Source organism: Rhodococcus sp. I2R, from assembly GCF_020889545.1.
Taxonomy (GTDB): Bacteria; Actinomycetota; Actinomycetes; order Mycobacteriales; family Mycobacteriaceae; genus Rhodococcoides.
The window spans coordinates 163,604-186,501 of sequence record NZ_JAHUTG010000004.1 but is presented as its reverse complement, the minus strand read 5'-3'; the positions used below and the strand labels follow the sequence as shown (position 1 = coordinate 186,501).

The window sequence follows — 22,898 nt, the reverse complement described above, 5'->3', positions numbered from 1 at the left end:
GCTTGCAGTCAGTGTTCGTCCGCCGCGGAGGCAGCCTCTCCGAAGAAGGGCACCGGCCCATCGACCACCAAACGCACGGTGGATCCGATCGCGATGGAGCCGCTTCCAGTGACCCATGAGGTCACCGAGTCACCGGTCACAACGTGTCGGGAGGTGACAAGCGTGTAGGGACCGGCGAACTCCGTTGCGACGACGTGGAAGCTCCCGTTCGGGTCGATGACCGGCTCGAGCTGCTCCGGCCGCACCAACACCTGACCTCGCCCTGCAGCGCTCCCGACGACGGCGATGGTTCCGAGTACGGTTTCGGCCGCGGCCCCTGTGCGGTCCGCGTCGAGGAGGATCGATTCACCGACGAATGTACCGACGTCGATGGAACTCGGCAGGCGGTACAGCTGCTCCGGAGTAGCAGTCTGTGCAGCTCGGCCACCGAGCAGCACAGTGACGCGGTCTGCGGTGGTCATCGCCTCGGCGCGATCGTGTGTGACCAGCAGCGCGGGCGTCTTGCTCTCTTTCAGCAATGCTCGGACCTCCTGGCGGATTCCCACACGGAGGCCTGGATCGAGCGAGGCGAACGGCTCGTCCATCAGAATTACCGCGGGCTTCGGCGCGAGGGCGCGGGCCAGCGCGATACGTTGCTGCTGCCCGCCCGACATCTCGCTGGGCCTGGCATCGGTTGCCCCCGGCAACCCCACGAGCTCGAGCATGGCCTCGATCCGTGCACGCCGTTGTTTGCGATCCGCGATTCTCTTGTGCGGGAATGCTTTCACCAAGCCGAAGCCGATATTCTCCCCGACGCTCAGATGCGGAAACAGCCCACCTTCCTGAGGCATCAGACCGATCTTGCGATCCTCGGGAGCAATGTGGATCGATGCCGGCTCCGCCAACACCCGTTCATCGAGTTCCACTCGCCCTCGATCGATGCGGTGCAATCCCGCAATCGACCGCAGCAGGGTGGTTTTTCCGCAACCGGAAGGGCCGAGGATGGCGAGCATTTCCCCCGCAGCTAGATCCAGGTCGACACCGGAGAGAACCTCCCGGGCGCCGTAGGACGCGACTAGTCCGCGTACCGACAGCCCGTTCACAGCTGACCCGCCGGTACTGCAGCCACGTGACGCCGACGAATGGCACGATCGAGAACGAACGTCGGAACGGCAGAGACGAGAATGAGAGCGAATGCATAGGGTGCGGCTTCGCCGTACTTGAAAACCTGTGTGGTCGACCATAGTTCGGTGGCCAAGGTATCTACACCTCGTGGACGCAACAGCAACGTCGCCGGCAGTTCCTTGGCGACCGTGAGGAACACCAGGGCACCGCCCGCGGCGATTCCGGGCAGTGCGATTGGAAGGGTCACTCTCAGATCCGTTCTGGTACGGGAGCTTCCGAGCGAGCGCGAGACATCCTCGAGCACGAGGGGGCTCGCAGCGATTGCCGCTCGCGCAGAGCCGACGGCCAAGGGCAGGAACAACACAGCGTAGGCCAGAACAAGCAGTGCCGCGGTCTGGTAGATCGACGGCAGAAAGCGAATGCCCAGAAACACCACGGCCAGTCCGACGGTGATCCCCGGCAGACCGTGCGCAACGAAAGTGGACACCTCCGCGGCGCGTGCGAGTGGTGACGTGGATCGGGCCGCGTAGAGCGCGACGGGCAGGGCGATGATCACCACGAAAATGGCAGCGAAGGTAGAGAACCGCAGTGTCGCGAGCGTGGTCTCCAGCACGTCCCCCCAATCGATGGTGAAGCGCAACGAACGAACGAGCCAGCGAACGAGGCCGAGCAGCGGAACTGCAACCGCCATGGCGAACAGAACCGCGATCGCCGCAAGCGCGGGCAGCGTCCATCGCCCGAGCATGACCGGCTCCGCGGACCGCGGTGCGCCGGAACCGACCCGCGCGGTGGCTCCTCTTCGGGCGCGTCGTTCAGCGAGTGTCAGAACGAGGGCCATCAGCACGAGAACGGCACCGAGCACCGACGCCGCGGTTCGATCCAGACCGCCGCGATAGGCGCTGTAGATGCCCAGCGTGAAGGCGTCGTAGCGCATGAGGGCGACGGCCCCGAAGTCACTGATCGTGTAGAGCGAGACCAACAGCGCTCCCGCAGCTGCCGACGGTACGACGTGGCGTGCTTCCACCGTCAGAGCCGTACGGAGCGCGCTGCGGCCCAGCGTCCTCGACACCTCGGCTCGGCCCGGATCGGCCGAGGCGAACGCCGCCGCGACCGGGAGCATGACGAGCGGAAAACACGACATCGTCAACACCAGCGCAGCTCCCGCGAATCCGGCGAGCGCCGGGAATTCTGCTATCCACACGTACCCGGAGACGTAGGACGGTATGGCGAGTGGCGCGGTCAGTGCGATCGCGAAGAACGAGCGCCCCGGGAGATCGGTGCGCGTCACCGCCCACGCGGCGAGCATCCCCAGCACGAGACAGGCGATCGCGACCACCGATGTCAATGCCACCGTACGCAGAGCGAGGTCCGCTGTGCGCTGCCGAAAGAGCAGGCGCGCAGCCTTGTCCACCCCGCCGTCCAAGGATCGAATTCCGAGGTATACCAGTGGAGTCAGCGCACCCAGCGCTACGACGGACGCGGCAACCGCCAGCAGCGGACGGCCGCGAAACTGTGGACCCAACTAGATCATTCCGACCTCGGTGAGCAGCTTCTGGGTCTCCTCGAGCGAGGCCAGCCGGCCCAGGTCGATATCCGAGGCGCCGAGCTCGGTGAGCGGCGGCAGGTCGTAGTCGGATGTGACACCGTCGATGACCGGGTACTCGGCTGTCTCGTTCGCGAAGTACATCTGCGATTCCTCGGTCAGCAGCGACCGTACGAAATCCTGCGCAGCTTCTTGGTTGTCCGAGGCCGCGAGCACGCCGGCACCGGCGACGTTGACCAGCGCACCGGGATCACCGGGCTCGAAGTAGTGCAGCTCGATGGGTGCGTCGTCTCCGTTCTCTGCCTTGAACGGGTACCAGTAGTAGTGGTTGGTGAGCCCGGCGGCGACCTGGCCGTCGTTGACCGCGGTCATCAGCGGGCCGTTGCCCTCGAATGCCACCGGTTCGTTGGCGGCGAATGCCTCGAGCCACTCGCGGGCGCCGTCCTCACCGCGTTGCACTCGAAGCGCAGTGACGAAGGACTGGAACGAGGCGTTCGTCGGTGCATATCCGACCTGTCCGCGCCAGCGTGGGTCCAGCAGTCCGTCGATGCCGGTCGGCAGGTCCGCGGCCTCTACCTCGTCGGAGTTGTAGGCGAGTACGCGGGCGCGCGCCGAGGTGGCGACCCAGGTGCCGTCCGCGCCGCGGTACTGCTCGGGAACGAGCTCGAGGATGTCCTGCGGCAATGGCGCCAGTAGGCCGGCCTCGTCGAGTGCGCCCAGTGCGCCCGCGTCCTGGCCGTAGAACACGTCGGCCGGCGTCGCATCGCCCTCTTCGAGGATTTTGGCGGCCTGGGCGTTGGTGTTTCCGGAGTAGTCGACCTCGATCTCGCCACCGATTCGTTCGATGAGCGGGTCGACGAGATCCTCGTCGCGGCCGGAGTACACGACAACGGTGGACTCGGCTTCGGATGCCTCGGTCGCTTCGGAATCAGTGGACGAAGAACTGCAGGCGACCAGGCCTACGGCGAGGGTTGCACTGCACGAGAGCAGAGCCAGACGACGGGTGAGGTTCACGATTCTCCTGAAGGTCGAAAAGAAACCGACATAACAGAGAAAACATACACCCTTAGGCCAGCCTCAACTACATTGCCCTACCCTCAGTTCGATTCCGTCGAGCCACTGGGCGCAGCGATCCTGGGAATCCGCGTCGCTCGCACGTACACCGTGTCACCTGGATTCAACTGCAGTGCCTCACTGTCTCCGCGAGTGATCTGCGCGGTGAACTGTTCGCCTGTCGCCGAGTTCTCGAGCTCCACCTTCACCTCGAATCCGAGGTGAACGACGCGTTCGACGACGGCGCGGGTGACCCCGGCCGATCCCGCCGTGCCGTTCTCCTCCGCGAGCGCGAGCGAAGGATCGCGGCCCACCCGGATATCGTGCGGGCGCACGAGCAACCCGTTCAACCTGGCGACCTGCCCGAGAAACGACATCACGAAGTCGTTTCCCGGACGGTCGTAGAGATCCTCCGGTGTACCGACCTGCTCGATTCGTCCCTTGTTGAGCACGGCGATGCGATCGGCCACGTCCAGAGCTTCCTCCTGGTCATGTGTGACGAGAACCGTGGTGACATGCACTTCGTCGTGCAGGCGGCGCAACCAGCTGCGCAGATCCTCGCGGACCTTGGCATCGAGGGCGCCGAAGGGCTCGTCCAGAAGCAGAACCTGTGGGTCGACAGCGAGGGCCCGCGCCAGCGCCATACGTTGGCGCTGGCCACCGGACAGCTGCGCCGGAAAGCGGGCCTGAAATCCGGCTAGACCGACGATTTCCAACAGCTCGTCGACCTTGCGCTTGATCTCGGCCTTCGGCCGCTTTCTGATCTTGAGGCCGAATGCCACGTTGTCGCGCACGCTCAGGTGTTTGAAGGCCGCATAATGCTGGAAGACGAACCCGATCTCGCGGCGTTGCGGACTGATCCAGGTCACATCCTGTCCCGCCAAGATCACCTGTCCGGAATCGAGTTGCTCGAGGCCTGCTATCGACCGGAGCAGCGTGGACTTACCGGAGCCGCTTGGCCCGAGCAGCGCAGTCAGTGACCCCTTCGGGATGTCGATGCTGACATTGTCGAGGGCCGCGAAATCGCCGTAGTTCTTGTTGGCGCCGACGACCGAGATCTCGATCTCGCCGGAGGTTCGTGCGGTCATTGATTCGTCCTCTTCTTGTCGAGGGCAGTCATCAGCAGCAACACGATGACGGCGATGGCCATGAGCAGGGTGGACGCGGCATACGCCCCCTGCTGGTTGAAGTCCTCGTACCGCGAGCTGACCAGGAGCGTCAGCGTCTGCGATATCCCGGGCAGGTTGGTCGAGACCATGATGACGGCGCCGAACTCGCCGAGCGAGCGAGCCACCGTCAGGACGATTCCGTAGGTCAGACCCCATCGAATAGCGGGGAGGGTGATGCGGAAGAACGTCTGCAACGAGGATGCGCCGAGTGTCGAGGCCGCCTCTTCTTGCTCCTCGCCGATCTCGTACAACACGGGTTCGACTTCACGAACGACGAACGGAAGGGTGACGAAGATGGTGGCGATCACCATGCCGGGCAGCGCGAAAATGACCGTGAAGCCAAGGCTCTCGAGCCCCCCGAACCACCCGTTCGCACCCCACAGCAAGATCAGTGCGACGCCGATGACGATGGGCGACACCGCGAACGGCAGGTCGACGATGGCCTCGACGATGCCTTTGCCCCGGAACCGACCTCGCACGAGCGCCAGCGCGGTGATGACCCCGAAAACCACATTGAGGGGCACGACGATCGCGACGATCAGGAGCGAGAGCTGCAGCGCCGATTGCGCCGCCGGGGTCGTGATCAGACCCCAGAACTCCAGGAAACCGTTCTCGAACGTGCGGTAGAGGATGGCGCCGAGCGGAAACAGCACCAGCACGGCGAGATACAGCAGCGCGGCCGCGCGCAGGGAAAGCTTGACCGGCAATCCGATCTTCATCGAATCTGCTCCTCTCGGCGAGCCAGACGATTGCCGACGATGCGAAGGACGAAGAGCACGACGAAAGCCAACGCAAGCAACACCACTGAGATGGCTGCCGCTTCCGTCGCCTGGTCGTACTCGATCAGTTCCCGGATGTACTGCGACGCGATCTGTGTTTCTCCGGGAATATTGCCGCCGATGAGGACCACCGATCCGAACTCACCGATGGCCCGGGCGAACGCCAACCCGGCACCGCTGAGGATGGCGGGCAAGAGGACCGGCAGCACGATCGACCGGAAGATGGTCCAGTTGTTCGCCCCCAGCGACGCGGCTGCCTCCTCGACCTCGCGGTCGAGTTCGATGAGCACAGGCTGCACCGCACGCACCACGAACGGCAGGGTCACGAAGAGCAGGGCTACCACAACAGCCGGCTTGGTGGCGTTGAAGACCAGACCGATCGGACTACCCGGACCGTACAGAGACAACAGGACCAGACTCGCCACGATGGTCGGCAGCGCGAACGGGAGATCGATGATCGCGTTGACGAACCGCTTACCGGGAAACTCGTCACGCACGAGCACCCACGCGATGAGCGTGCCGAACACGAGGTTGATCACGGCTGCAGCGGCCGACACCTCCAGTGTCACCTTGAACGTCGCGAGCGCGCGGGGGGATGTCACTGCGTCCCAGAATCCACCGAGACCGGCGTCGAACGAGGTGACCGTCAGCGCCGCGAGCGGCAGCAGAACGATGACGCTCAGCCACAGAACCGCGACGCCGAGACCGAGCGGACCCACCGAACCTGGCCCACGGAATTTGCGCCCCGTCGTCGGCGCGGGGTGCCGATTTTTCGGTTCAGTGGCCATCAGCGGGTGCTTTCTTCGTAGATGACCGTGATGGCCCCGTTCTCGCCGAACAGTTCGTCGTCGATCGTCGTCCAGCCGCCGAGATCGTCGATCGTGTACAGGTTCTCCGGGGTGTGGAAGATGTCGGAGTACTCCGCTGCGATGGCGGGGTCGACGGGCCGAAAGCCGGAGTCGGCCCAAACTCGCTGACCCTGCTCGGTGTAAAGGTAGTCGTTGAGTTCGTTGGCCTTGTCGAGTTGGGAACTCGTGTTCACCACCGCCACCGGGTTGTCGATTCTGAACGTGTCCGCGAGGTCGACATGTTCGACATTCTGGCCCATCTCCTCGATCAGGAGGGCTTCGTTCTCATAGCTCAACAGCACATCTCCCTGCCCCTGCAGAAATGCCTCCGTTGCGGCGCGGCCGGATTCGGGTTGCACCGGGAAATGCTCGGACACCAATTCCTCGACGTACGCCAGACCCGCTGCTCGGTCCTGCCCGCCGTTGCTCTTGGCGGCGTACGGAGCGAGCAGATTCCATTTGGCCGATCCGGAGCTCAGTGGGCTGGGGCTGATCACCTCGATGCCCGGCTCGAGCAGATCGTCCCACGTCTGTATGTTCTTGGGGTTGCCCTCGCGGACCACCAACGTCACCACGGATCCGAAAGGTACTCCGCCGTAGGCATTCTGGTTCCAGTCCTCGTCCACCTTCCCGGCGTCGACCAGGCGGGTCATATCGGGCTCGACCGAGAAGTTGACAATGTCGGCGGGCGCACCGTCGACGACCTTGCGCGACTGATTTCCGGACGGTCCGTAGTCGCCGTTGATCGAGCTTTCTTCGCTGTCCCCACCGGCACCGAACGCCACGGCGATCGCGTCCCACCCATTCTTCGGCACCGCATAGGCGACCAGAATCAGACCCTCACCGTCGCTTGTCGGCGATTCTCCGCCCACGACGTCACTCGAACCTCCCGCACACGCGCCGAGAACGAGGCTGCATACAACGGCGATCGTGGTGACCAGGTATCGAGAGTTGCGCCTCATCGAGAAGTGCCTTTCGTCATCGGAAGTGAACTACGATCGAAGCAGAGCACATCGGCACCCTGCATCATTCGATTTCCGAGCGCACCGGTGCGACCTCGCGCGAAGCGTGTTGCATGCGAGGCGCAGATCGATGCCGGACCGGTCACGGTGCGCGTTTCACGTCGGAGACGGGGCAGCGTGGCCTGGTGGGCAGCCGGGCGCTAGGAGATGGATCGACAACAGTCGATATCAGCAACCGCGAGCATGCCGACTGCGATCAACGCCAGTTCATGGCGGACCCGGTAGGCGGCAGCGGCAGACACGGAGCAAAATCTAGCAGAGTGGCGCGGCCGGACCCAATCACGCGGCCGACGAACCGCTCGCGCTACCGGGTGAAGAACCAGGCGAGCACGACGAGCACGAGCAGTGCGATCAGCGCGAGGGTGACTCTCGACTTGGGCATCAGCGACCTTCCGTAGGCGGTACGTCAGATGCGGGCGAGACCGCATCGCTCTCGGGGCGCGCATCGCGTCCGAGAACGCGGAGAATTTCGGCGAGCACGTGATCGAACAATCGGGACAAACCGAAGGCGATGGGAACCACCACGAGCAGCACGACGATCGACTGCGGGATGAAAGGCAGCCCGATGATCCACAGTTCCACCCCGTCCCACCACGTCGCGATCGCATTCACGCTCTCACCCTAACGGTGCGCCACACCGACAACAGCCAGCGGTCGACGGGTCAGCAGTGGACGGCGGGCAGTTCGGCACCGATGATTGACCGATGACTGCCTTCGAGGAGCCGGTGAACGTTGAACCCGTGCGCAGCGACGAGTTGCCGCCGCCCGACATGCGCGAACCCCAGGAAGAGCTGAAGGAGGGTGCGTTGACGAGCCTCGAGGCTCCGGTCACCGCCCCACTCTCCTATCGCAGCTCCTTTCCCCCGATCGACGACTACGCGTTCCTGTCCGATTGCGAGACGACGTGCCTCATCGCACGCAACGGCTCCGTCGAGTGGATGTGCATTCCCCGCGCAGACTCCCCCAGCATCTTCGGGGCAGTACTGGACCGCAGCGCCGGCCACTTCAGAGTGGGACCGTACGGCCACTCGGTTCCAGCGGCCCGCCGTTATCTCCCTGGCGGACTCATCGTCGAGACAACCTGGCAGACCGAGACGGGATGGCTCATCGTCCGCGACGCGCTCGTCATGGGACCGTGGCACAACACAGATCAGCGCTCACGCACGCACAAGCGTGCCCCGTCGGACTGGGACGCGGAACACATTCTTCTTCGAACGGTCAAGTGCGTCAGTGGCACCGTCGAACTCGAGTTGAGTTGCGAACCCGCCTTCGACTACCACCGTGCAACGGCGCAATGGGAATACACCGGCAAGGTGTACGAGGAGGCCACCGCGACCTGCGAGGCCAGTTCGATCGGTGATCAGCCATCGCTGAAGCTGACCACCAACCTTCGTATCGGCATCGAGGGTCGCGAAGCTCGCGCCCGAACGCGCCTGACCGAGGGCGACAACATCTTCGTCGCACTGTCGTGGTCCGAGCTACCGGCACCGCAGACATTCGAGGAGGCCTCGGAGAAGATGTGGCGTACCTCCGAGTGCTGGCGGCAGTGGATCACCATCGGCCGCTTCCCTGATCACCCGTGGCGCGGCTACCTGCAGCGCAGCGCTCTGACGCTGAAGGGTTTGACCTACGCCCCGACCGGAGCACTGCTCGCTGCGTCGACCACGTCTCTGCCGGAAACCCCTGGTGGAGAGCGTAATTGGGACTACCGGTTCACCTGGGTCCGCGATTCTACCTTTGCCCTGTGGGGCCTATACACGCTCGGACTGGACCGTGAGGCAAACGATTTCTTTTCCTTCATGTCTGATGTGTCGATGGCCGAGAACGGCGAGGCCAATCCCCTCCAGGTCATGTACGGCATCGGCGGCGAGAAGACTCTCGAAGAAACCGAGCTGTCACATCTGTCGGGCTATGACGGGGCGCGGCCGGTCCGCATCGGGAACGGGGCGTACAACCAAGAGCAGCACGACATCTGGGGAACGATGCTCGATTCGGTCTACCTGCACGTCCGCTCACGCGAGCACGTTCCGGAGTCGTTGTGGCCGCTGCTCAAGAGGCAGGTGGAGGAAGCGATCGCGAACTGGAGGAAACCGGACCGCGGGATCTGGGAAGTCCGCGGCGAGCCACAGCATTTCACCTCGTCGAAGGTCATGTGCTGGGTTGCCCTCGATCGTGGCGCGAAACTGGCAGCCATTCACGGTGAGAGCGACTACGCCATCAAGTGGGGCGGGATCGCCGACGAGATCAAGGAGGACATCCTCGCGAACGGCGTCGACAGCCGTGGCGTCTTCACACAGCGCTACGGGCATGATTCGCTGGATGCCTCGCTGCTGCTGGCGCCTCTACTACGGTTCCTTCCGGCCGACGATCCGCGCATCCGGGCAACTGTGCTCGCCATCGCCGACGAGTTGACGGTGGACGGTCTCGTTCTCCGATACAAGATCGAAACCACGGACGACGGTTTGGAAGGCGAGGAGGGCACGTTCACCATCTGTTCCTTCTGGCTGGTGTCGGCACTCGTCGAGATCGGTGAGCTGCCGCGTGCGAAGCATCTGTGCGAGCGCCTGCTCGGCTATGCGAGTCCGCTCAAGCTCTATGCGGAGGAAATCGACGTGCACACCGGGCGGCACCTCGGCAACTACCCGCAGGCCTTCACCCATCTGGCGCTGATCAATGCGGTCGTCCACGTCATCCGCGTAGAAGAAGCCCAGGCGACCGGCCACTTTCAGCCGGCCCACACCAACTGACACGCAGGACTGTCAGCGTCCGAGCTGTTGCGCCCACTCGGCCATCAGCTCGGACGCTGCTGCGTTGCGTGCCCGCGAGTGCCCGGTCCCGGCCCACATCGACAGCGCCGACGGATCCCCGGCGGCACCGGCTTTCGCCCGCATCGGGGCCGTCAAATAGTGCACATCCGGGTATGCCAGTGGCGCGTCCGCTCCGAATGTCTGCATGAACTCGTTCACCAGTCCGCGAGCCGGTCGGCCTGAAAAGGCGCGTGTGACTGCTGTTTCCGGATTCGCCGTGAGTTGCTCCCGATGCACTGGTCGGGTGCCGGCCTCGTGGGTGTCGAGGAATGCAGTGCCGAGTTGCGCGGCGTGCGCGGAGCCTCCGGCGAGGAGAGGCGCGATGTCGTGGCCGTCCATGAGTCCCCCCGCCGCGATCCGCGGCAGGTCGGAGGCCGAACGCACATCGGCGAGCAGGTCGATCAGCGATACCTCCGGCGCGGAGCCGTCGAAGCTGCCCCGGTGACCGCCTGCTTCGGGGCCCTGCACGATCAGCGCGTCGACGCCTGCGGCGTCCGCTTCCATTGCCTCGGCGCCGGAGGTGACCGTGCACCACACCTCGGTGCCGACCTGATGCAGCGCTTCGGTTTCGGCGGCGTCGAAGGTGCCGAACGTACTCGTTACGAGGGGGACGGGATGCTCGACCAACCAGGCGAACTTCTCCCGGTAGCGGTCATCGCGTCGAGGCATGTCACCTGGGGATACGTCGAACTTGCGGAACCACGGCGCCAGAGTGTGGGCGTAGGCGTCCACATCGGCCTCGGTGGGGTCGTCGGGAAGAAACAGATTGACGCCGAACGTGAGCTCCCGAAGCGAATCGATCTGGGCGGCGAAAGTCTCCATATCGAGCAGCGCACCGGCCAGCATCCCGAGGCCCCCGGCCCGCGTCACCGCAGCTGCAAGCTCTGGAGTCGACGGCCCCCCTGCCATCGGCGCACTGATGATCGGAACCGACAACTGGCTCAGAGTTCGCGTCGTCACCCGGTCAACCTACCTCGTCACTTCTTGGGTTTGTCAGTCGACGATTCGGACGAGAGCGCCGCGACGAAGGCTTCCTGCGGCACCTCCACGCGGCCGATCGTCTTCATCCGCTTCTTACCGGCCTTCTGCTTCTCGATCAGTTTCCGCTTGCGGCTGATGTCGCCGCCATAGCACTTGGCGAGGACGTCCTTGCGGATCGCACGGATGTTCTCGCGGGCAATGATTCGCGAACCGATGGCAGCCTGGATCGGCACCTCGAACTGTTGACGGGGAATGAGTTCCTTGAGCTTGGTCGTCATCTTGTTGCCGTAGGCGGCAGCGGCGTCCTTGTGCACGATCGCCGAGAACGCATCGACCGCTTCCCCCTGCAGCAGGATGTCCACCTTGACGAGCGCGGCGCTCTGCTCGCCGATTTCCTCGTAGTCGAGGCTGGCGTACCCGCGGGTACGCGACTTCAAGATGTCGAAGAAGTCGAAGATGATCTCGGCCATGGGGATCGTGTAGCGCAGTTCCACGCGAGTCTCGGACAGGTAGTCCATGCCACCGAGTTCGCCGCGTCGCGCCTGACACAGCTCCATGATCGATCCGATGAACTCGCTCGGCGAAATGATGGTGCACTTGACCATCGGCTCGAACACATCGCGGGGTTTGCCCTCGGGCCAGTAGGACGGGTTGGTGACCACGTGCTCGGAACCGTCCTCCATTTCCACGCGGTACACCACGTTGGGGGAGGTCGAGATCAGATCGAGGTCGAACTCGCGCTCGAGGCGCTCGCGCGTGATCTCCATGTGCAGCAGCCCGAGGAACCCGCAGCGAAACCCGAACCCCAACGCGACCGAGGTTTCCGGTTCGTACGTCAGCGCTGCATCGTTGAGCTGCAGCTTCTCCAGCGCGTCGCGCAGATCCGGGTAGTCCGAGCCGTCGAGTGGGTACAGGCCGGAGTAGACCATCGGCCGCGGCTCGCGGTAACCCGTCAACGGTTCGGTTGCACCCTTGCGCGCGGTGGTCACCGTATCGCCGACCTTCGACTGGCGAACGTCCTTGACACCGGTGATGAGGTACCCGACCTCGCCGACGCCGAGACCCTTGGTCGCTTTCGGGTCGGGCGAGACGATGCCGACTTCGAGGAGTTCGTGTGTCGACCCGGTCGACATCATGGTGACTTTCTCACGCGGATTCAGCGCCCCGTCGACCACACGAACATAGGTGACGACGCCACGATAGGTGTCGTAGACGGAGTCGAAGATCATCGCGCGAGCCGGGCCGTCGGCGTTGCCGACCGGTGCCGGCACGAGCTTGACCACTTCGTTGAGCAGCTCCTCGACCCCGACACCGGTCTTGCCGGATACGCGCAATACGTCACCGGGTTCGCAGCCGATGATGTGCGCGATCTCGGCGGCGTAGCGGTCCGGGTCCGCGGCAGGCAGGTCGATCTTGTTCAGTACCGGGATGATCGTCAGCTCTTTGTCGAGCGCCAGATAGAGATTTGCCAGTGTCTGAGCTTCGATGCCTTGCGCGGCGTCGACCAACAGAACCGCACCCTCACACGCTTCGAGGGCACGCGAGACCTCGTAGGTGAAGTCGACGTGGCCGGGCGTGTCGATGAGGTGCAGGACGAATTCTTCGCCGTCGACCACCCAGGGCAGCCGGACGTTCTGGGCCTTGATGGTGATGCCGCGCTCGCGCTCGATGTCCATGCGGTCGAGGTACTGGGCCCGCATCGACCGGTCGTCGACGACGCCCGTGAGTTGCAGCATCCGGTCTGCCAGCGTCGACTTACCGTGGTCGATGTGGGCAATGATGCAGAAGTTCCTGATCCGAGAGGGATCGGTGAACGTCGTGTCGGCGAAGCTGGTAATGGGACACTCCTGAGCTATGAACGATATGGGTGATGCAACAGCACGTCAAGCGATAGTCTACTGTCGCATCTCTCGCGATCGCGAAGGCTCCGGCCTGGGCGTGGACAGGCAAGAAACGGACTGTCGTGAACTAGCCGAACGACTGGGCTGGACAGTGGTCCGAGTAGAGACCGACAACGACATTTCGGCGGCGTCGGGCAAGAGTCGACCAGGCTACCTCGCAACTCTAGCGGCCGTTCAAAACGGCGTAGCGAATGCCATCGTCGCCTGGCACACCGACCGACTGCACCGGCAGCCGATCGAGCTCGAGTCCTTCATCGAAGTCATCGAGAAACATGGCGTCGCAATTCAAACCGTCCGTGCAGGGATTCTCGATCTGTCGACTCCGTCGGGCCAGATGGTCGCACGTGTTCTCGGCGCGACTGCGCGCCACGAAGTAGACCAGACCCGCGGACGTATCCGAAGACAGAAGTTGCAGGCCGCTCTCGACGGCAAGTACCGCGGCGGGCCCCGGCCGTTCGGGTACGAACGCGGCGGGATGATCGTGCGCGAGTCGGAAGCGGAGTTGGTCCGCGGCGCGATCAAGCGCGTCCTCGCGGGAACCTCGCTCCGCTCACTCGTCGTGCGGTGGTCCGAAGAAGGCGTGGTGTCCTCGCTCGGCAAACCGTTCACCGTGACCGGTCTCCGCACGCTGCTCATGCGATGGCGCAACGCGGGGCGTATCGAGCGTCATGGCGTACTGCTTGACGGCAAGGCGCAATGGCCCCCGCTGGTGTCGGAGGACGAGCTGCGCGCGGTCCGATCCGTCCTCAACGATTCCTCGCGCCGGACGACTCTCAAGCGACAGCGGCAATGGCTCGGAAGCGGCGTCTATCGCTGCATCTGCGGTTCGACGATGCGTTCTTCCGGTACCGGGCGGACGGCAAAAGGTCAGCGACGAACTGTCTACCGCTGCAGATGGGCCACACAACACCCCGGGCAAGGCGAGCACTCGAGCCGAGGAGCCGAGGCAACGGATCTATTCGTCGAGACCGCGGTCGTCGAGCGGCTGCAGCAACCGGAGGCGGTCAAATTGTTCGTTCCCGACGGCGTCGACGTCGGCGAGCTCCGGCTCCAGCGAGATGTACTCGGAGGTCGCTTGACCGAGGTCGCCGACATGTTCGCGACCGGCGCAGTCACTTCGGACCAGCTACGCACCATCACCGCTCGACTCACCACTGAGCGAGACGCAATAGACAGCGAACTCTCGAGGGTTCGCGCAAGCGGCGACCTCGCCGACATCGTCCTGTCCGAGAACATCGCCGAACGCTGGGCGAACGACCTCGACCTCGACGTCCGAGCGCGCATCGTCGATGCCATGGCCACCGTGACCATTTTGCCCGGTAATACCCGCGGGCCGGCAGGCGGCTACTTCAACGAGGACCTGGTCCGGATCGACTGGAACTGATCGCCCCGAAAGATGTAAGTATCGAGACTCGACTCGTTCCGAAATCTGTTGTAAGACTTGCGACTTGAGCTTCACAAGCTTGCACAGTCAGCGGTCCTCGAAGTACTGTCTGTCCTATCAACCGAAGCGCCGAACATCGATCGCGCTTCGTTCGGCAGACCACAGTGGAGCGAAACCGACATGACACAAGCAACCGAACCGACAGGGATGCTGTCCACCACATTTTTCGATCGATTCCCGCAGGGTGAGCACGTCACCCATGACGAGCATGTACGGGTGTTCTGGGGTTCTCCGAGCATCAAGAGCACAGAACTTGCAGTCGAGTACCTGATGACCGCCAGAGGGGTACCGGTCACCAAGGGCATCATCACCAGCGCGGTCCGCAACGGAGAGCTCACCGCCTACCGGATCGGCCCCAGCAACCTCTACCGCCCCGCTGATCTGGACACTTGGCTCGAATCACGCAAGGTCGGAGCATGACCGACGACGAGCGGCAGCGGATCGTCGAGGCAGGTAGGCGTGCAGCCGCCGGCGCACCAACCCCATGACGGAGTCCGCCGCGAAGATCATTCGCGAGGCGCTATCGGACAAAAACCGATCAGTGTCAGGCGAGGTCGAAACGGCCGATGAGCAGAGAAACGCGGTCAGGGCCCGTCGAGCCAGCGACTAACCACCACCACCACCACCGAAAAGGCGTGACATCAGACATGCATCCACAACACACATGCCGAGCAAAAAGGAAGCGCCATGGAAACGAGAGTCCACGCCGGACATAGAAAATCCCGCGCACCGGGAGGAACGCGGGATCATCTGAACGCCACAGGAGACGTCGCTTACCACCACAGCAAGCTTTCAAGCGACTCGAATGTTACCACCGCGCAGCCACATAGCGCCACAGCCACAATAGACTCGTTGATCGAAGACATCTCTCGTCTCGAACGACCAAACACTGAAACTATTGAGCGCAAGAGGTTTTCGTGGCTATCGCCCGCAGCGGCCACGGAATTCTCCGCCGATTCGCGCACTTTCAATCGTCGCCAAGCCGAACTCAAGGCCGTCGAGGCTTTCTTCGCCGGCCTTCGGTGGACGACGCGAACAACGTGGTCGAGCGACCGTTTCGACATCACGCCGACGACCGAACTCTTGGTTCACCCCAGCGTTCGTAGCGGTGATGACGTCGGCGTCGTTCTCCGAGGACAGGGTTGGCGTTGCACACGCAACGGTAGTTGCGGCCACGAAGATCTCACAGGGCAACTGATGCGTAGAGGGACCGTCGAGATCGTCGATCTCGACGCAACCGTTGCGAAACTGTCGACCGGCACGTCGTGAAAACCCGCGAGGCCAAACTCGACGGGTACCGGGAATGGTGCATCGAGCAGGCCGAGAGGCAGGCAGCCGCATTGCCCCGCGCGGCGAGAGACCGCAGGTACCTCCGATTGGGGTCGGCCGAGAAGCCTGCTCTAGTTCGATCGGGAGCGTCATACCCGATCGATGATCCGCGGTGGTGGGTCGAAGACCGCTATTGCCACGACTTGCGTACCTGCTATCGGCTCATCGACACCATCCCCGACGCCCTGATCCTGAAGTTTCGGGACGGTGTAGTCGACACGTCGACCATCAAGCACGAGTTTCTGTTCTGGCTCGACGGCGATGACTTCCGCGCCGACCTGATCGAGACGTTTCGCGTCGAACTACTGAACGAGGACTTCTTCTGATGGCTACCAAGACTCGGCCGGCACGCCTGTCGCGCCAGCACGAGGGACAGGCGCGATGGGCGTACATGCTCGCCGAGAAGCATCCGAGCGATCTCCTGTACGTGAGCGGGATCGGCTGGCACTGGTACGACGGCGCACGGTGGGTCGAGGACGTCGACTCGGCACGAGCGAAACGTCTCGTTCTCGAATTGCTGAGGACAGGGCGCTCGGCCCCCTCCGTTGACAAGGATCTGTTGCGCGAGATCGTGGCGTGCGAGAAGGCGTCGGCGATCAATGGGATTCTCTCGCTCGCAGCAGCTCTCGAACAATTCCACACACCGGTCGACCAGCTCGACGCCGACCCGAACGCGCTCAACGTCGCCAACGGCACTCTCGACCTCCTGACTCTCGAACTTCGCCCGCACTCACCGGCCGACAGAATCACGAAGATCACCCGAGCCGCGTTCGATCCGAGCGCAAGTTCGGAACGCTGGGACCGATTTCTGCGGTCATCGCTGCCCGATTCCGACGTGCGCGACTTCTTGGCACGTTATGCCGGCCTCGCCCTTCTCGGCCGGGTCGTCGAGCACATTCTGGTCATCCTTATAGGCAAGGGACGCAACGGGAAAGGGGTGTTCTACACGACCGTCGGATTCGCTCTCGGCGACTATGCGGGCACACCGTCGCCGGACCTGTTCAACCGCGCCGACGGCACCCACAGCGCCCCCGAGATGGCCCTGATGGGCAAACGATGGGTTGCGGTGTCCGAGACGGGAGAAGAAGCAACACTGTCGGTCGCGACGACGAAGCGTTTGGTCGGCGGCGATCCGATTACGGCTCGACGTCTGTACGGGCACGAGGTCACATTCAATCCAAGCCACACGGCCGCAATGATCACCAACCACCTACCAAAGGTCAAAGGCGATGATCCTGCCATCTGGGAGCGGCTAAGGGTGGTCCCGTTCGAGGTAGTCATTCCCGAGAGCGAACGCCAGAAAGACTTGCCCGAGATGCTCGAGCTCGACGCGGACGCGGTGCTCGCCTGGGCCCTGCGCGGGTTGGCCGACTACCGGAAGCGGGGCGGTCTCGACGCCCCTGACGCCGTCTCGGCGGCGACCACGCGCTACCACCGAAACGAGGACGCGGTCACGCAGTTCGTCGAGCAGACGCTCGAAAAGGTCGAGCGGGGGAAGGTCGTGTTCGCCGTCGTGTACCTCCACTGGCAGAAGTGGGCCGCGCGGAATCAGAATCCGGATCTGACCAAGGCGAAGTTCTCAAACGCGTTGTCGGAGAGAGGTTTCGACGTCAGAAAGGGGGCCGGTAACAAGATCTACGTCCACGGATACGAGCTCGCGGTCTCCCCGTAGTGAACTAACTCCCACACACCCCCTGACCTGGGAATAGTTAGTCGAGTTAGTTTCAATACCCAACTTTCTCATATCCGCGTATAGGGGAAAAGGTACTTCTGAAACTAACTTGGCTAACTCTCCGCAGGTCACAGCGTCGCAGCGGTTAGTCGCAGACCTCGAAAAGCCGAAAAACGAGCACAAAACCACCCAAAACCAATGAAGGACTACACCATGAGCCAATCAAGAGCACGATCCGAAACACGTCGAGCGGCCCGCAGAGCCAAGGACGACGGCAGCGGGAAGCGCCCGAGTGGCGACCCCCTAGCGATCGTCCGGCGTGTCATCGACAGCGTCGTCGGTCTCGAGGTCGACCCGAACGGCGACACTGTCCCACTCGATCTGAGCGTCGACCAGTTGCTCGCCGTCGGACAGTTGGCCGCGAAGCTCGCCGAGATCCAGCAAACCGAGTATCGCGATGGCCTCGAGCTTGCACGACTCGCACTCGAACACCAGAACCCCAACGAGCCTGCACCGACCGGCGCAGGCAGCACAAACACCGAAGGAGACACGAAATGACGAACGCAAAGGACATCGAGTCGAACAACGCCGACCATCGGAGTGACGACGAACTGGTCCTCGCTCCGGGGACGACACGCCTACCCGGGTTCGGTACCCGTGAAGCCAACGAGATTGTCGGCACCACCGACGCCGAGAACCATCGTCAGGCCCTCGCCGAGAGGGCGGGCCGAGAGTCACGTCGAGCGGCCGAGCAGGACCGCGAACGGGCAAGCGGCATCGGTGTGTCGCCGACGCTCGACCACGAGTTCGGACAGCGACTCACCGACGGACTGCTGAAGGGCATCAGGCGCAACGCTGCGGCAGCGCGCAAGATCGAACATCGACTCGACGAGGAGTTCGAGCACCTGACGAGTCTCGCGGCCGGCCAGCGAGACGGTGAGCTGTTGGCAGCGGCATGGGACGCGGCACAGGCAAAAGCCAAGGTGCCAGGAATCATGGTTCCGGCTCTCGAGTTCGACCGATCGGCGATCCCGACGACTCACCCCATTGCTCGGCGCAAACTGCTTCTCGACAAGATGCACGGGCATTGGGCATTCGAGAACCGCGAAGCCGTCCTTGCGGTGTGGGTCGAAGTCGAGCAGGTTCTCGGCGAGGAGTCGACGTCGATCCTCGATGAATCGGTGCGCGCGTACCGATTGCTCATCGACGCAACCGGGGAAACCGACAACGCAAACGCAGTGATCGCCGACGGTCGACCTGACGTACTCGAGGCGTTCCAGCAGTGGCCGGGACTGGTCGAACGCTGGCGACAGGTCCAATGCGTTCGTCAGTGGCTAGCACTGGTCCAGAACAACGGCTTTCGGGAGGATCACCCCGAGTCGCTGATCCGGACCGACGCTCAGGTCATCGAGCAGGAAGTGTGGCGCAGCCAGTTCGTCGCCCAATGTGGCGTCCAGATCGCTCACGTCGACACCCCCGACAGTGCGTTGCAGTGGTTCGCAGACACACAAATGGTCGGTGAGCCCAACGGCTTCATCCATACACGCGGACCCGGCGAGGGTCTGCCCGTCAGTGCCGAGGAGCAGCAGCGATGACCGATCGTCGCCCCACAGGCCCCCGCAGCATGGGCGATCTTTTGGCACGCCAGCGAACGCGGGACGACACTCTCGCCGAGCTGGTCGAGCAGACGCATCCGACACCGACCGACGGCGTCACCGTGACGAGCACACCGGAAGGTCAAGCGGCTACAGCACTCGCCCGCGACCCCGACAAGCGTCGAGAACTGGACGAGGAGCGGCGACGGCAGCGAGATGCCGACAAGCCGATTCCGCGCGATCGCGGGGTCGGGAAGTATCTCCCCGAGGACCGACGAAAGCGCAAGGTCGAGGATTAGCAAGGTCGATTGCTCACCACCACCACCACCACCACCACGCGGTCGCGGTCCCATGAATTGCTGCTCGACTTCGACGCACTACCGATTGCTCGATCCTTGAACCTCGGCCGACGAATCAACAAGCTGCTCAAGTTCTTTACGATGCACAGCAGGCGTACCGGACCCTGACCGACGCGACCGACGCGACCGGCGAGACCGGCAACGCCGACCTTGTGATCGCGAACGGTCGGCCCGACACGCTTGCACGCGTCGAAACCGACACGCTCGAGCTGGAGACCTGGCAGACGCAGTTTGCCGGCCGTCGGATCGACGGCGATACCCCAGAAGCAGCGCTCGCGTGGTGCATCGAGACTTTCGACGACATGCACGCTGCACTCGGCCTGGCAGACGCAGACAACGCGTAGAGAACGAAAGCTGCTCAAGTACAGAACGAAAGGAATGCCCATGGACAGGCAGAGAGCAAACGTAGGCAAGGTCGGGGTGGCGCGGTACCTGACCGCCCCACCCGCGAACGCGTCGCAGGAACACCAAGAGCAGCAACGACAGCGCATTCAAGAGCGAGAACGGTCGGCATCGGTCGTGGTCGACGTCAGCTCGGCACACGGGAAGGAGCTTCGTCACCTCGCTCGGGACCCCGAAGCACGCAAGGCGAAGCTTGACGCCGAACGCGCAGAACGAGATCGGATCGACTCAGAGCGTGAGGCCGCACGGGTGCAGCGCGCGAAAGACGCTCTCGCACGACGGACCCCGATACCCAACCCGACGGCTCGAGGTATGGCTCGGTTACGCGCAAGGTGTCGCCGGCAGGGAGTAAGCCGTGACTCAGATCGACACAGGCTCATCGGCTTCGGCTGGCGAGGCCCCTGCGTCGTATCGGCGGTCCGAGGCCGGGAGCGCGACGATGAGCTGCGCTTACGGCCACGCCGAGGGTAGGGGTGGGAGCCCCCTCCCACCCTCGCGCAGCGGGGGCAGCCAGGTACTGCCTTTCCTGCTGTGTACGGGGCGAAATGTATCGAATTTCGGGCAATTTTGGGGCGCATGAGAGGGCTTGAGCAGCGCAAACACGCCCAAACTGGGGTTTGACGTACCCCTGCACTCGACATGGAGTAGATCGAATGCATGTTCCCCTAGTCCAAAGCGGCTTGCGCTCAACGAATTACGAGGCAGTCGTCGACAACATTAGACAGATCGCCGTATGGCGTACGAGTATTGACCTCTCATCGTTCACCAGCAGGAAGAGGCACACCATGGCAGCGATTACGCCCGCATACCCCGTCGAGACAGCCACCCAGGAGCAGCATCTGGAGATGGCCAAGATCTCTCTCGCCAATGCGTACAAGCACGCAAATGTGACCGATATCGTCGATAGCGTGTTTTGGCGCGAGGTTGCTGGACTGCATTCATTCCTCGCTGGGCCGAGCTGAGCGCGTGTTCACGGACGTGGAGATGGCGAAGTGGCTCGTCGCCGAGCGAGACCACCGAATCGACGAGCTCAACGCCACCGTGCTCGACCGAGACGACCTCCTGGACGGCCTCCGCAGTCAGGTTGTCGATGCGGCAATCGACCGCGTACTGGATGCGTCCGGCATCAAGCGCGAGCACACCGCGGACCTGCTCGATGCGGTAGATCGCACCAAGCTTCTCCGATCGGACGGGACGGTCGACGTCGAACGCGTTCAGTCGGTTATCGGCACCCTGGCCTCGAGCCCTGCTCGCGAGCACAGGCCACCCCCGCGGACGGCGGACCGTGCACTGAACCGCGGTCAAGGCCGCTACCTCGAAAGGGAGTCGTGAAGTGGCCGAATCAAGCGACTCCATACGCGGCTTCTACGAGTCGAAGGCAGCCGAGGCCAAAATTGTGCTTGAGGCCGACGATCTCGCGCTCATTTCAGACCTGCAAGCCACGACCGACGACATCGCTGCGCTCGATGCGTGTCTCGCGGCGGAGGGGCGAATGATCACGTCGAAGTCCGGCACGATCAAGAGCCATCCGGCGCTAGCCGCCGTTCGACAACATCGACTCGCGCGAGCTCGGCTGGCAGCTCATATCGACTCGCGGATCCTGGCCGCGAAAGCAGGGGCTACCGTTCCTGGTGGTGGGCAGACTGGCGTCCGCGGAATCTACACCGGCGACGGTTCCCAAAACCAGGAACGGAACGGCGAGCGCGGTTCTCGCCGCGGAGTCGGCCGGGTGGCGCGCCCCCGGGCGGGTCGGGGTCTCTGATGGCGCGCTTGGCGACACCCGACGAAGTGAATGCGCTCGGACGCTCGAATCCGCTTTCCTTTGCCAACGTCCCAAAAGAACTGCGCCCGTCCGGATGGCGATACTGGGCCGAACGAGTCACCGAAGCCCAGTTGAGAGAAGCGCTCGCCGGAGGAGTAGACCGGTCGCGCGCGGTCGAGATGGCGGCGGGCGAACTACAGAGCGAGGGTTATACGCGGTGGCTCGACGATCACGATCTGTTGTCGGACGCAGGTCGCCCCGTCCGCGGATGGTCATCGACTGCGCTCGCTCGGTGGGAGGAATCAACGTGACGTTGCAAGTGCCGGCCCGGTGCCATATCGGCCACCACCTCGAACCGCGGACTGTCTATGTCAGGCACACCGGAGCCACAGCGTCACGGTCGGGCCTGACACCCGTCGGTTGGGAGTGCGTCGTGTGCGTTCGAGTTGCCTGCTGGCGGGCACAATTCCCGAATCAAACGGTGCCAGCTGAGCTACTCGAGCCCGAGAGCTACAAGCGACAGCTCGAAGGCGTCTTCAGGTCCCGGATGCCGAAATTTACTAGCGCCGTTGACTTTCAATCGGGATGGCAGTTCTCGGACCCCGACTCGACACCTGCAGAGCGTGCCGAGCGGCAGCGCACAGCCGCTGAGAACGAACGCCGAAAGGTTGCTCGACGTGAACGAGAGCAACAGGACGCCGAGGATCGTCGAGCTCGGGAGATCCGGCGCGAGCAGGCCGACGAATCCCTGCGGTCCATCCGCGCTCTGATGGGTGCCGCATCGTGATCGTCGTGCGGCTGTTCGGCGTCGAAGTGCTGGCCGTAGGCACTACCGAGCCAGACGGACCCGACCTGGACACTTTCGACAACACCGCTGGCAGCTTCGAGCTCGCGGAGGCAGAGCTTGCCGAACGAGACCACGATGTCTACCTCTCGAGCAAGCGGCAACGACCGGCCATCGTTGCCATCGGGTCGAGGTACCACCGCGCCGCTACGGCACCCCCGCGCGCCTTCGGATTCCGTCCGAAAGTGTAAGCATCAAGTCTCGATACTGTTGCGGCGCAATATGAGTCGAACAGTAAGATTCGACAAGACCTGCTCAATCGCCCTACTCTGATTCCAAAGGCA

The 22,898-nt window shown here is 63.5% G+C and carries 27 protein-coding genes; 16 read left to right on the top strand and 11 right to left on the bottom strand.

From position 1 onward, the window contains the following. Window positions 1-8 precede the first annotated feature (8 nt). The 9 genes from KVY23_RS05525 to KVY23_RS05490 form a co-directional block, all read right to left on the bottom strand. Window positions 9-1,082: an ABC transporter ATP-binding protein gene (locus KVY23_RS05525; protein WP_230555624.1), complete on the bottom strand. Its 1,074-nt coding sequence runs from the start codon at window positions 1,080-1,082 to the stop codon at window positions 9-11. Continuing rightward, complete coding sequence (locus tag KVY23_RS05520; protein WP_230555623.1) at window positions 1,079-2,626, bottom strand: iron ABC transporter permease; 1,548 nt, start codon at window positions 2,624-2,626, stop codon at window positions 1,079-1,081. The genes KVY23_RS05525 and KVY23_RS05520 overlap by 4 nt, the downstream gene beginning before the upstream one ends. Further along, on the bottom strand, window positions 2,627-3,661 hold the full coding sequence (locus tag KVY23_RS05515; RefSeq protein ID WP_230555622.1) for an iron ABC transporter substrate-binding protein: 1,035 nt from the start codon (window positions 3,659-3,661) through the stop codon (window positions 2,627-2,629). 83 nt (window positions 3,662-3,744) lie between these two features. Further along, on the bottom strand, window positions 3,745-4,788 hold the full coding sequence (locus KVY23_RS05510) for a sulfate/molybdate ABC transporter ATP-binding protein (RefSeq protein ID WP_075840410.1): 1,044 nt from the start codon (window positions 4,786-4,788) through the stop codon (window positions 3,745-3,747). After that, a complete protein-coding gene (gene cysW, locus KVY23_RS05505) occupies window positions 4,785-5,588 on the bottom strand; it encodes a sulfate ABC transporter permease subunit CysW (RefSeq protein WP_075840409.1) in 804 nt (267 codons plus the stop codon). Before cysW ends, KVY23_RS05510 begins: the two co-directional genes overlap by 4 nt. Continuing rightward, window positions 5,585-6,436 (bottom strand): sulfate ABC transporter permease subunit CysT, encoded by an 852-nt coding sequence (gene cysT / locus KVY23_RS05500; RefSeq protein WP_206508586.1) that lies wholly within the window; start codon window positions 6,434-6,436, stop codon window positions 5,585-5,587. Before cysT ends, cysW begins: the two co-directional genes overlap by 4 nt. Continuing rightward, a complete protein-coding gene (locus tag KVY23_RS05495) occupies window positions 6,436-7,458 on the bottom strand; it encodes an extracellular solute-binding protein (protein ID WP_075840408.1) in 1,023 nt (340 codons plus the stop codon). The genes cysT and KVY23_RS05495 overlap by 1 nt, the downstream gene beginning before the upstream one ends. A 200-nt stretch (window positions 7,459-7,658) precedes the next feature. Then, a complete protein-coding gene (locus tag KVY23_RS25255) occupies window positions 7,659-7,760 on the bottom strand; it encodes an Ms4533A family Cys-rich leader peptide (protein ID WP_331284340.1) in 102 nt (33 codons plus the stop codon). A gap of 139 nt (window positions 7,761-7,899) precedes the next feature. Further along, a complete protein-coding gene (locus KVY23_RS05490) occupies window positions 7,900-8,130 on the bottom strand; it encodes a hypothetical protein (RefSeq protein ID WP_075840404.1) in 231 nt (76 codons plus the stop codon). A gap of 92 nt (window positions 8,131-8,222) precedes the next feature. On the opposite strand from KVY23_RS05490, the gene KVY23_RS05485 reads away from it, so the two are divergent. Continuing rightward, window positions 8,223-10,265 (top strand): glycoside hydrolase family 15 protein, encoded by a 2,043-nt coding sequence (locus KVY23_RS05485; RefSeq protein WP_230555621.1) that lies wholly within the window; start codon window positions 8,223-8,225, stop codon window positions 10,263-10,265. Between the two features lie 12 nt (window positions 10,266-10,277). Here KVY23_RS05485 and KVY23_RS05480 read toward each other — a convergent pair whose 3' ends face one another. Both KVY23_RS05480 and lepA read right to left on the bottom strand, forming a co-directional pair. Further along, window positions 10,278-11,285, bottom strand: coding sequence for a nitronate monooxygenase family protein (locus tag KVY23_RS05480; protein ID WP_230555620.1), 1,008 nt, complete (start codon window positions 11,283-11,285; stop codon window positions 10,278-10,280). 17 nt (window positions 11,286-11,302) lie between these two features. Then, complete coding sequence (lepA, locus tag KVY23_RS05475; RefSeq protein ID WP_294634561.1) at window positions 11,303-13,171, bottom strand: translation elongation factor 4; 1,869 nt, start codon at window positions 13,169-13,171, stop codon at window positions 11,303-11,305. On the opposite strand from lepA, the gene KVY23_RS05470 reads away from it, so the two are divergent. From KVY23_RS05470 to KVY23_RS05400, 15 genes are all read left to right on the top strand, one after another. After that, entirely contained in the window at window positions 13,161-14,591 is a 1,431-nt protein-coding gene (locus tag KVY23_RS05470) for a recombinase family protein (protein WP_308070489.1), read from the top strand. The genes lepA and KVY23_RS05470 overlap by 11 nt on opposite strands. A gap of 180 nt (window positions 14,592-14,771) precedes the next feature. Then, window positions 14,772-15,071 (top strand): helix-turn-helix domain-containing protein, encoded by a 300-nt coding sequence (locus KVY23_RS05465; RefSeq protein WP_230555618.1) that lies wholly within the window; start codon window positions 14,772-14,774, stop codon window positions 15,069-15,071. A gap of 432 nt (window positions 15,072-15,503) precedes the next feature. Next, window positions 15,504-15,920 carry a hypothetical protein gene (locus KVY23_RS05460; RefSeq protein ID WP_230555617.1) on the top strand — a complete coding sequence of 139 codons (417 nt, stop codon included), beginning with the start codon at window positions 15,504-15,506 and terminating at the stop codon, window positions 15,918-15,920. Further along, window positions 15,917-16,306, top strand: a complete 390-nt coding sequence (locus KVY23_RS05455) for a hypothetical protein (protein WP_230555616.1) — start codon at window positions 15,917-15,919, stop codon at window positions 16,304-16,306. The genes KVY23_RS05460 and KVY23_RS05455 overlap by 4 nt, the downstream gene beginning before the upstream one ends. Then, the gene (locus KVY23_RS05450) at window positions 16,306-17,652 is read left to right on the top strand and encodes a phage/plasmid primase, P4 family (protein WP_230555615.1); all 1,347 of its coding nucleotides are present in this window, start codon (window positions 16,306-16,308) and stop codon (window positions 17,650-17,652) included. The genes KVY23_RS05455 and KVY23_RS05450 overlap by 1 nt, the downstream gene beginning before the upstream one ends. 213 nt (window positions 17,653-17,865) lie before the next feature. Then, window positions 17,866-18,210, top strand: a complete 345-nt coding sequence (locus tag KVY23_RS05445) for a hypothetical protein (RefSeq protein WP_230555614.1) — start codon at window positions 17,866-17,868, stop codon at window positions 18,208-18,210. After that, entirely contained in the window at window positions 18,207-19,247 is a 1,041-nt protein-coding gene (locus KVY23_RS05440) for a hypothetical protein (RefSeq protein WP_230555613.1), read from the top strand. Before KVY23_RS05445 ends, KVY23_RS05440 begins: the two co-directional genes overlap by 4 nt. Beyond that, window positions 19,244-19,546 carry a hypothetical protein gene (locus tag KVY23_RS05435; RefSeq protein ID WP_230555612.1) on the top strand — a complete coding sequence of 101 codons (303 nt, stop codon included), beginning with the start codon at window positions 19,244-19,246 and terminating at the stop codon, window positions 19,544-19,546. The genes KVY23_RS05440 and KVY23_RS05435 overlap by 4 nt, the downstream gene beginning before the upstream one ends. 212 nt (window positions 19,547-19,758) lie before the next feature. Beyond that, window positions 19,759-19,950 (top strand): hypothetical protein, encoded by a 192-nt coding sequence (locus tag KVY23_RS05430; RefSeq protein ID WP_230555611.1) that lies wholly within the window; start codon window positions 19,759-19,761, stop codon window positions 19,948-19,950. Window positions 19,951-20,793: 843 nt separating this feature from the next. Next, window positions 20,794-20,970: a hypothetical protein gene (locus KVY23_RS05425; protein ID WP_230555610.1), complete on the top strand. Its 177-nt coding sequence runs from the start codon at window positions 20,794-20,796 to the stop codon at window positions 20,968-20,970. 4 nt (window positions 20,971-20,974) lie between these two features. After that, window positions 20,975-21,340: a hypothetical protein gene (locus KVY23_RS05420; RefSeq protein WP_230555609.1), complete on the top strand. Its 366-nt coding sequence runs from the start codon at window positions 20,975-20,977 to the stop codon at window positions 21,338-21,340. A gap of 1 nt (window position 21,341) precedes the next feature. Continuing rightward, window positions 21,342-21,770, top strand: a complete 429-nt coding sequence (locus KVY23_RS05415; RefSeq protein WP_230555608.1) for a hypothetical protein — start codon at window positions 21,342-21,344, stop codon at window positions 21,768-21,770. Next, window positions 21,770-22,081, top strand: coding sequence for a hypothetical protein (locus KVY23_RS05410; protein WP_230555607.1), 312 nt, complete (start codon window positions 21,770-21,772; stop codon window positions 22,079-22,081). The genes KVY23_RS05415 and KVY23_RS05410 overlap by 1 nt, the downstream gene beginning before the upstream one ends. A gap of 236 nt (window positions 22,082-22,317) precedes the next feature. Then, on the top strand, window positions 22,318-22,557 hold the full coding sequence (locus KVY23_RS05405; RefSeq protein ID WP_230555606.1) for a hypothetical protein: 240 nt from the start codon (window positions 22,318-22,320) through the stop codon (window positions 22,555-22,557). Further along, the gene (locus tag KVY23_RS05400; RefSeq protein WP_230555605.1) at window positions 22,554-22,805 is read left to right on the top strand and encodes a hypothetical protein; all 252 of its coding nucleotides are present in this window, start codon (window positions 22,554-22,556) and stop codon (window positions 22,803-22,805) included. The genes KVY23_RS05405 and KVY23_RS05400 overlap by 4 nt, the downstream gene beginning before the upstream one ends. Window positions 22,806-22,898: the final 93 nt, after the last annotated feature.

What these genes read in the sequence shown, in the direction of transcription:
- KVY23_RS05510 (WP_075840410.1), bottom strand. Translation starts at nt 4,788, where the DNA reads ATGACCGCACGAACCTCCGGCGAGATCGAGATCTCGGTCGTCGGCGCC.
- cysW (WP_075840409.1), bottom strand. Translation starts at nt 5,588, where the DNA reads ATGAAGATCGGATTGCCGGTCAAGCTTTCCCTGCGCGCGGCCGCGCTG.
- cysT (WP_206508586.1), bottom strand. Translation starts at nt 6,436, where the DNA reads ATGGCCACTGAACCGAAAAATCGGCACCCCGCGCCGACGACGGGGCGC.
- KVY23_RS05495 (WP_075840408.1), bottom strand. Translation starts at nt 7,458, where the DNA reads ATGAGGCGCAACTCTCGATACCTGGTCACCACGATCGCCGTTGTATGC.
- KVY23_RS05485 (WP_230555621.1), top strand. Translation starts at nt 8,223, where the DNA reads ATGACTGCCTTCGAGGAGCCGGTGAACGTTGAACCCGTGCGCAGCGAC.
- KVY23_RS05470 (WP_308070489.1), top strand. Translation starts at nt 13,161, where the DNA reads ATGAACGATATGGGTGATGCAACAGCACGTCAAGCGATAGTCTACTGT.
- KVY23_RS05465 (WP_230555618.1), top strand. Translation starts at nt 14,772, where the DNA reads ATGACACAAGCAACCGAACCGACAGGGATGCTGTCCACCACATTTTTC.
- KVY23_RS05450 (WP_230555615.1), top strand. Translation starts at nt 16,306, where the DNA reads ATGGCTACCAAGACTCGGCCGGCACGCCTGTCGCGCCAGCACGAGGGA.
- KVY23_RS05445 (WP_230555614.1), top strand. Translation starts at nt 17,866, where the DNA reads ATGAGCCAATCAAGAGCACGATCCGAAACACGTCGAGCGGCCCGCAGA.
- KVY23_RS05440 (WP_230555613.1), top strand. Translation starts at nt 18,207, where the DNA reads ATGACGAACGCAAAGGACATCGAGTCGAACAACGCCGACCATCGGAGT.
- KVY23_RS05435 (WP_230555612.1), top strand. Translation starts at nt 19,244, where the DNA reads ATGACCGATCGTCGCCCCACAGGCCCCCGCAGCATGGGCGATCTTTTG.
- KVY23_RS05425 (WP_230555610.1), top strand. Translation starts at nt 20,794, where the DNA reads ATGGCAGCGATTACGCCCGCATACCCCGTCGAGACAGCCACCCAGGAG.
- KVY23_RS05410 (WP_230555607.1), top strand. Translation starts at nt 21,770, where the DNA reads ATGGCGCGCTTGGCGACACCCGACGAAGTGAATGCGCTCGGACGCTCG.
- KVY23_RS05405 (WP_230555606.1), top strand. Translation starts at nt 22,318, where the DNA reads ATGCCGAAATTTACTAGCGCCGTTGACTTTCAATCGGGATGGCAGTTC.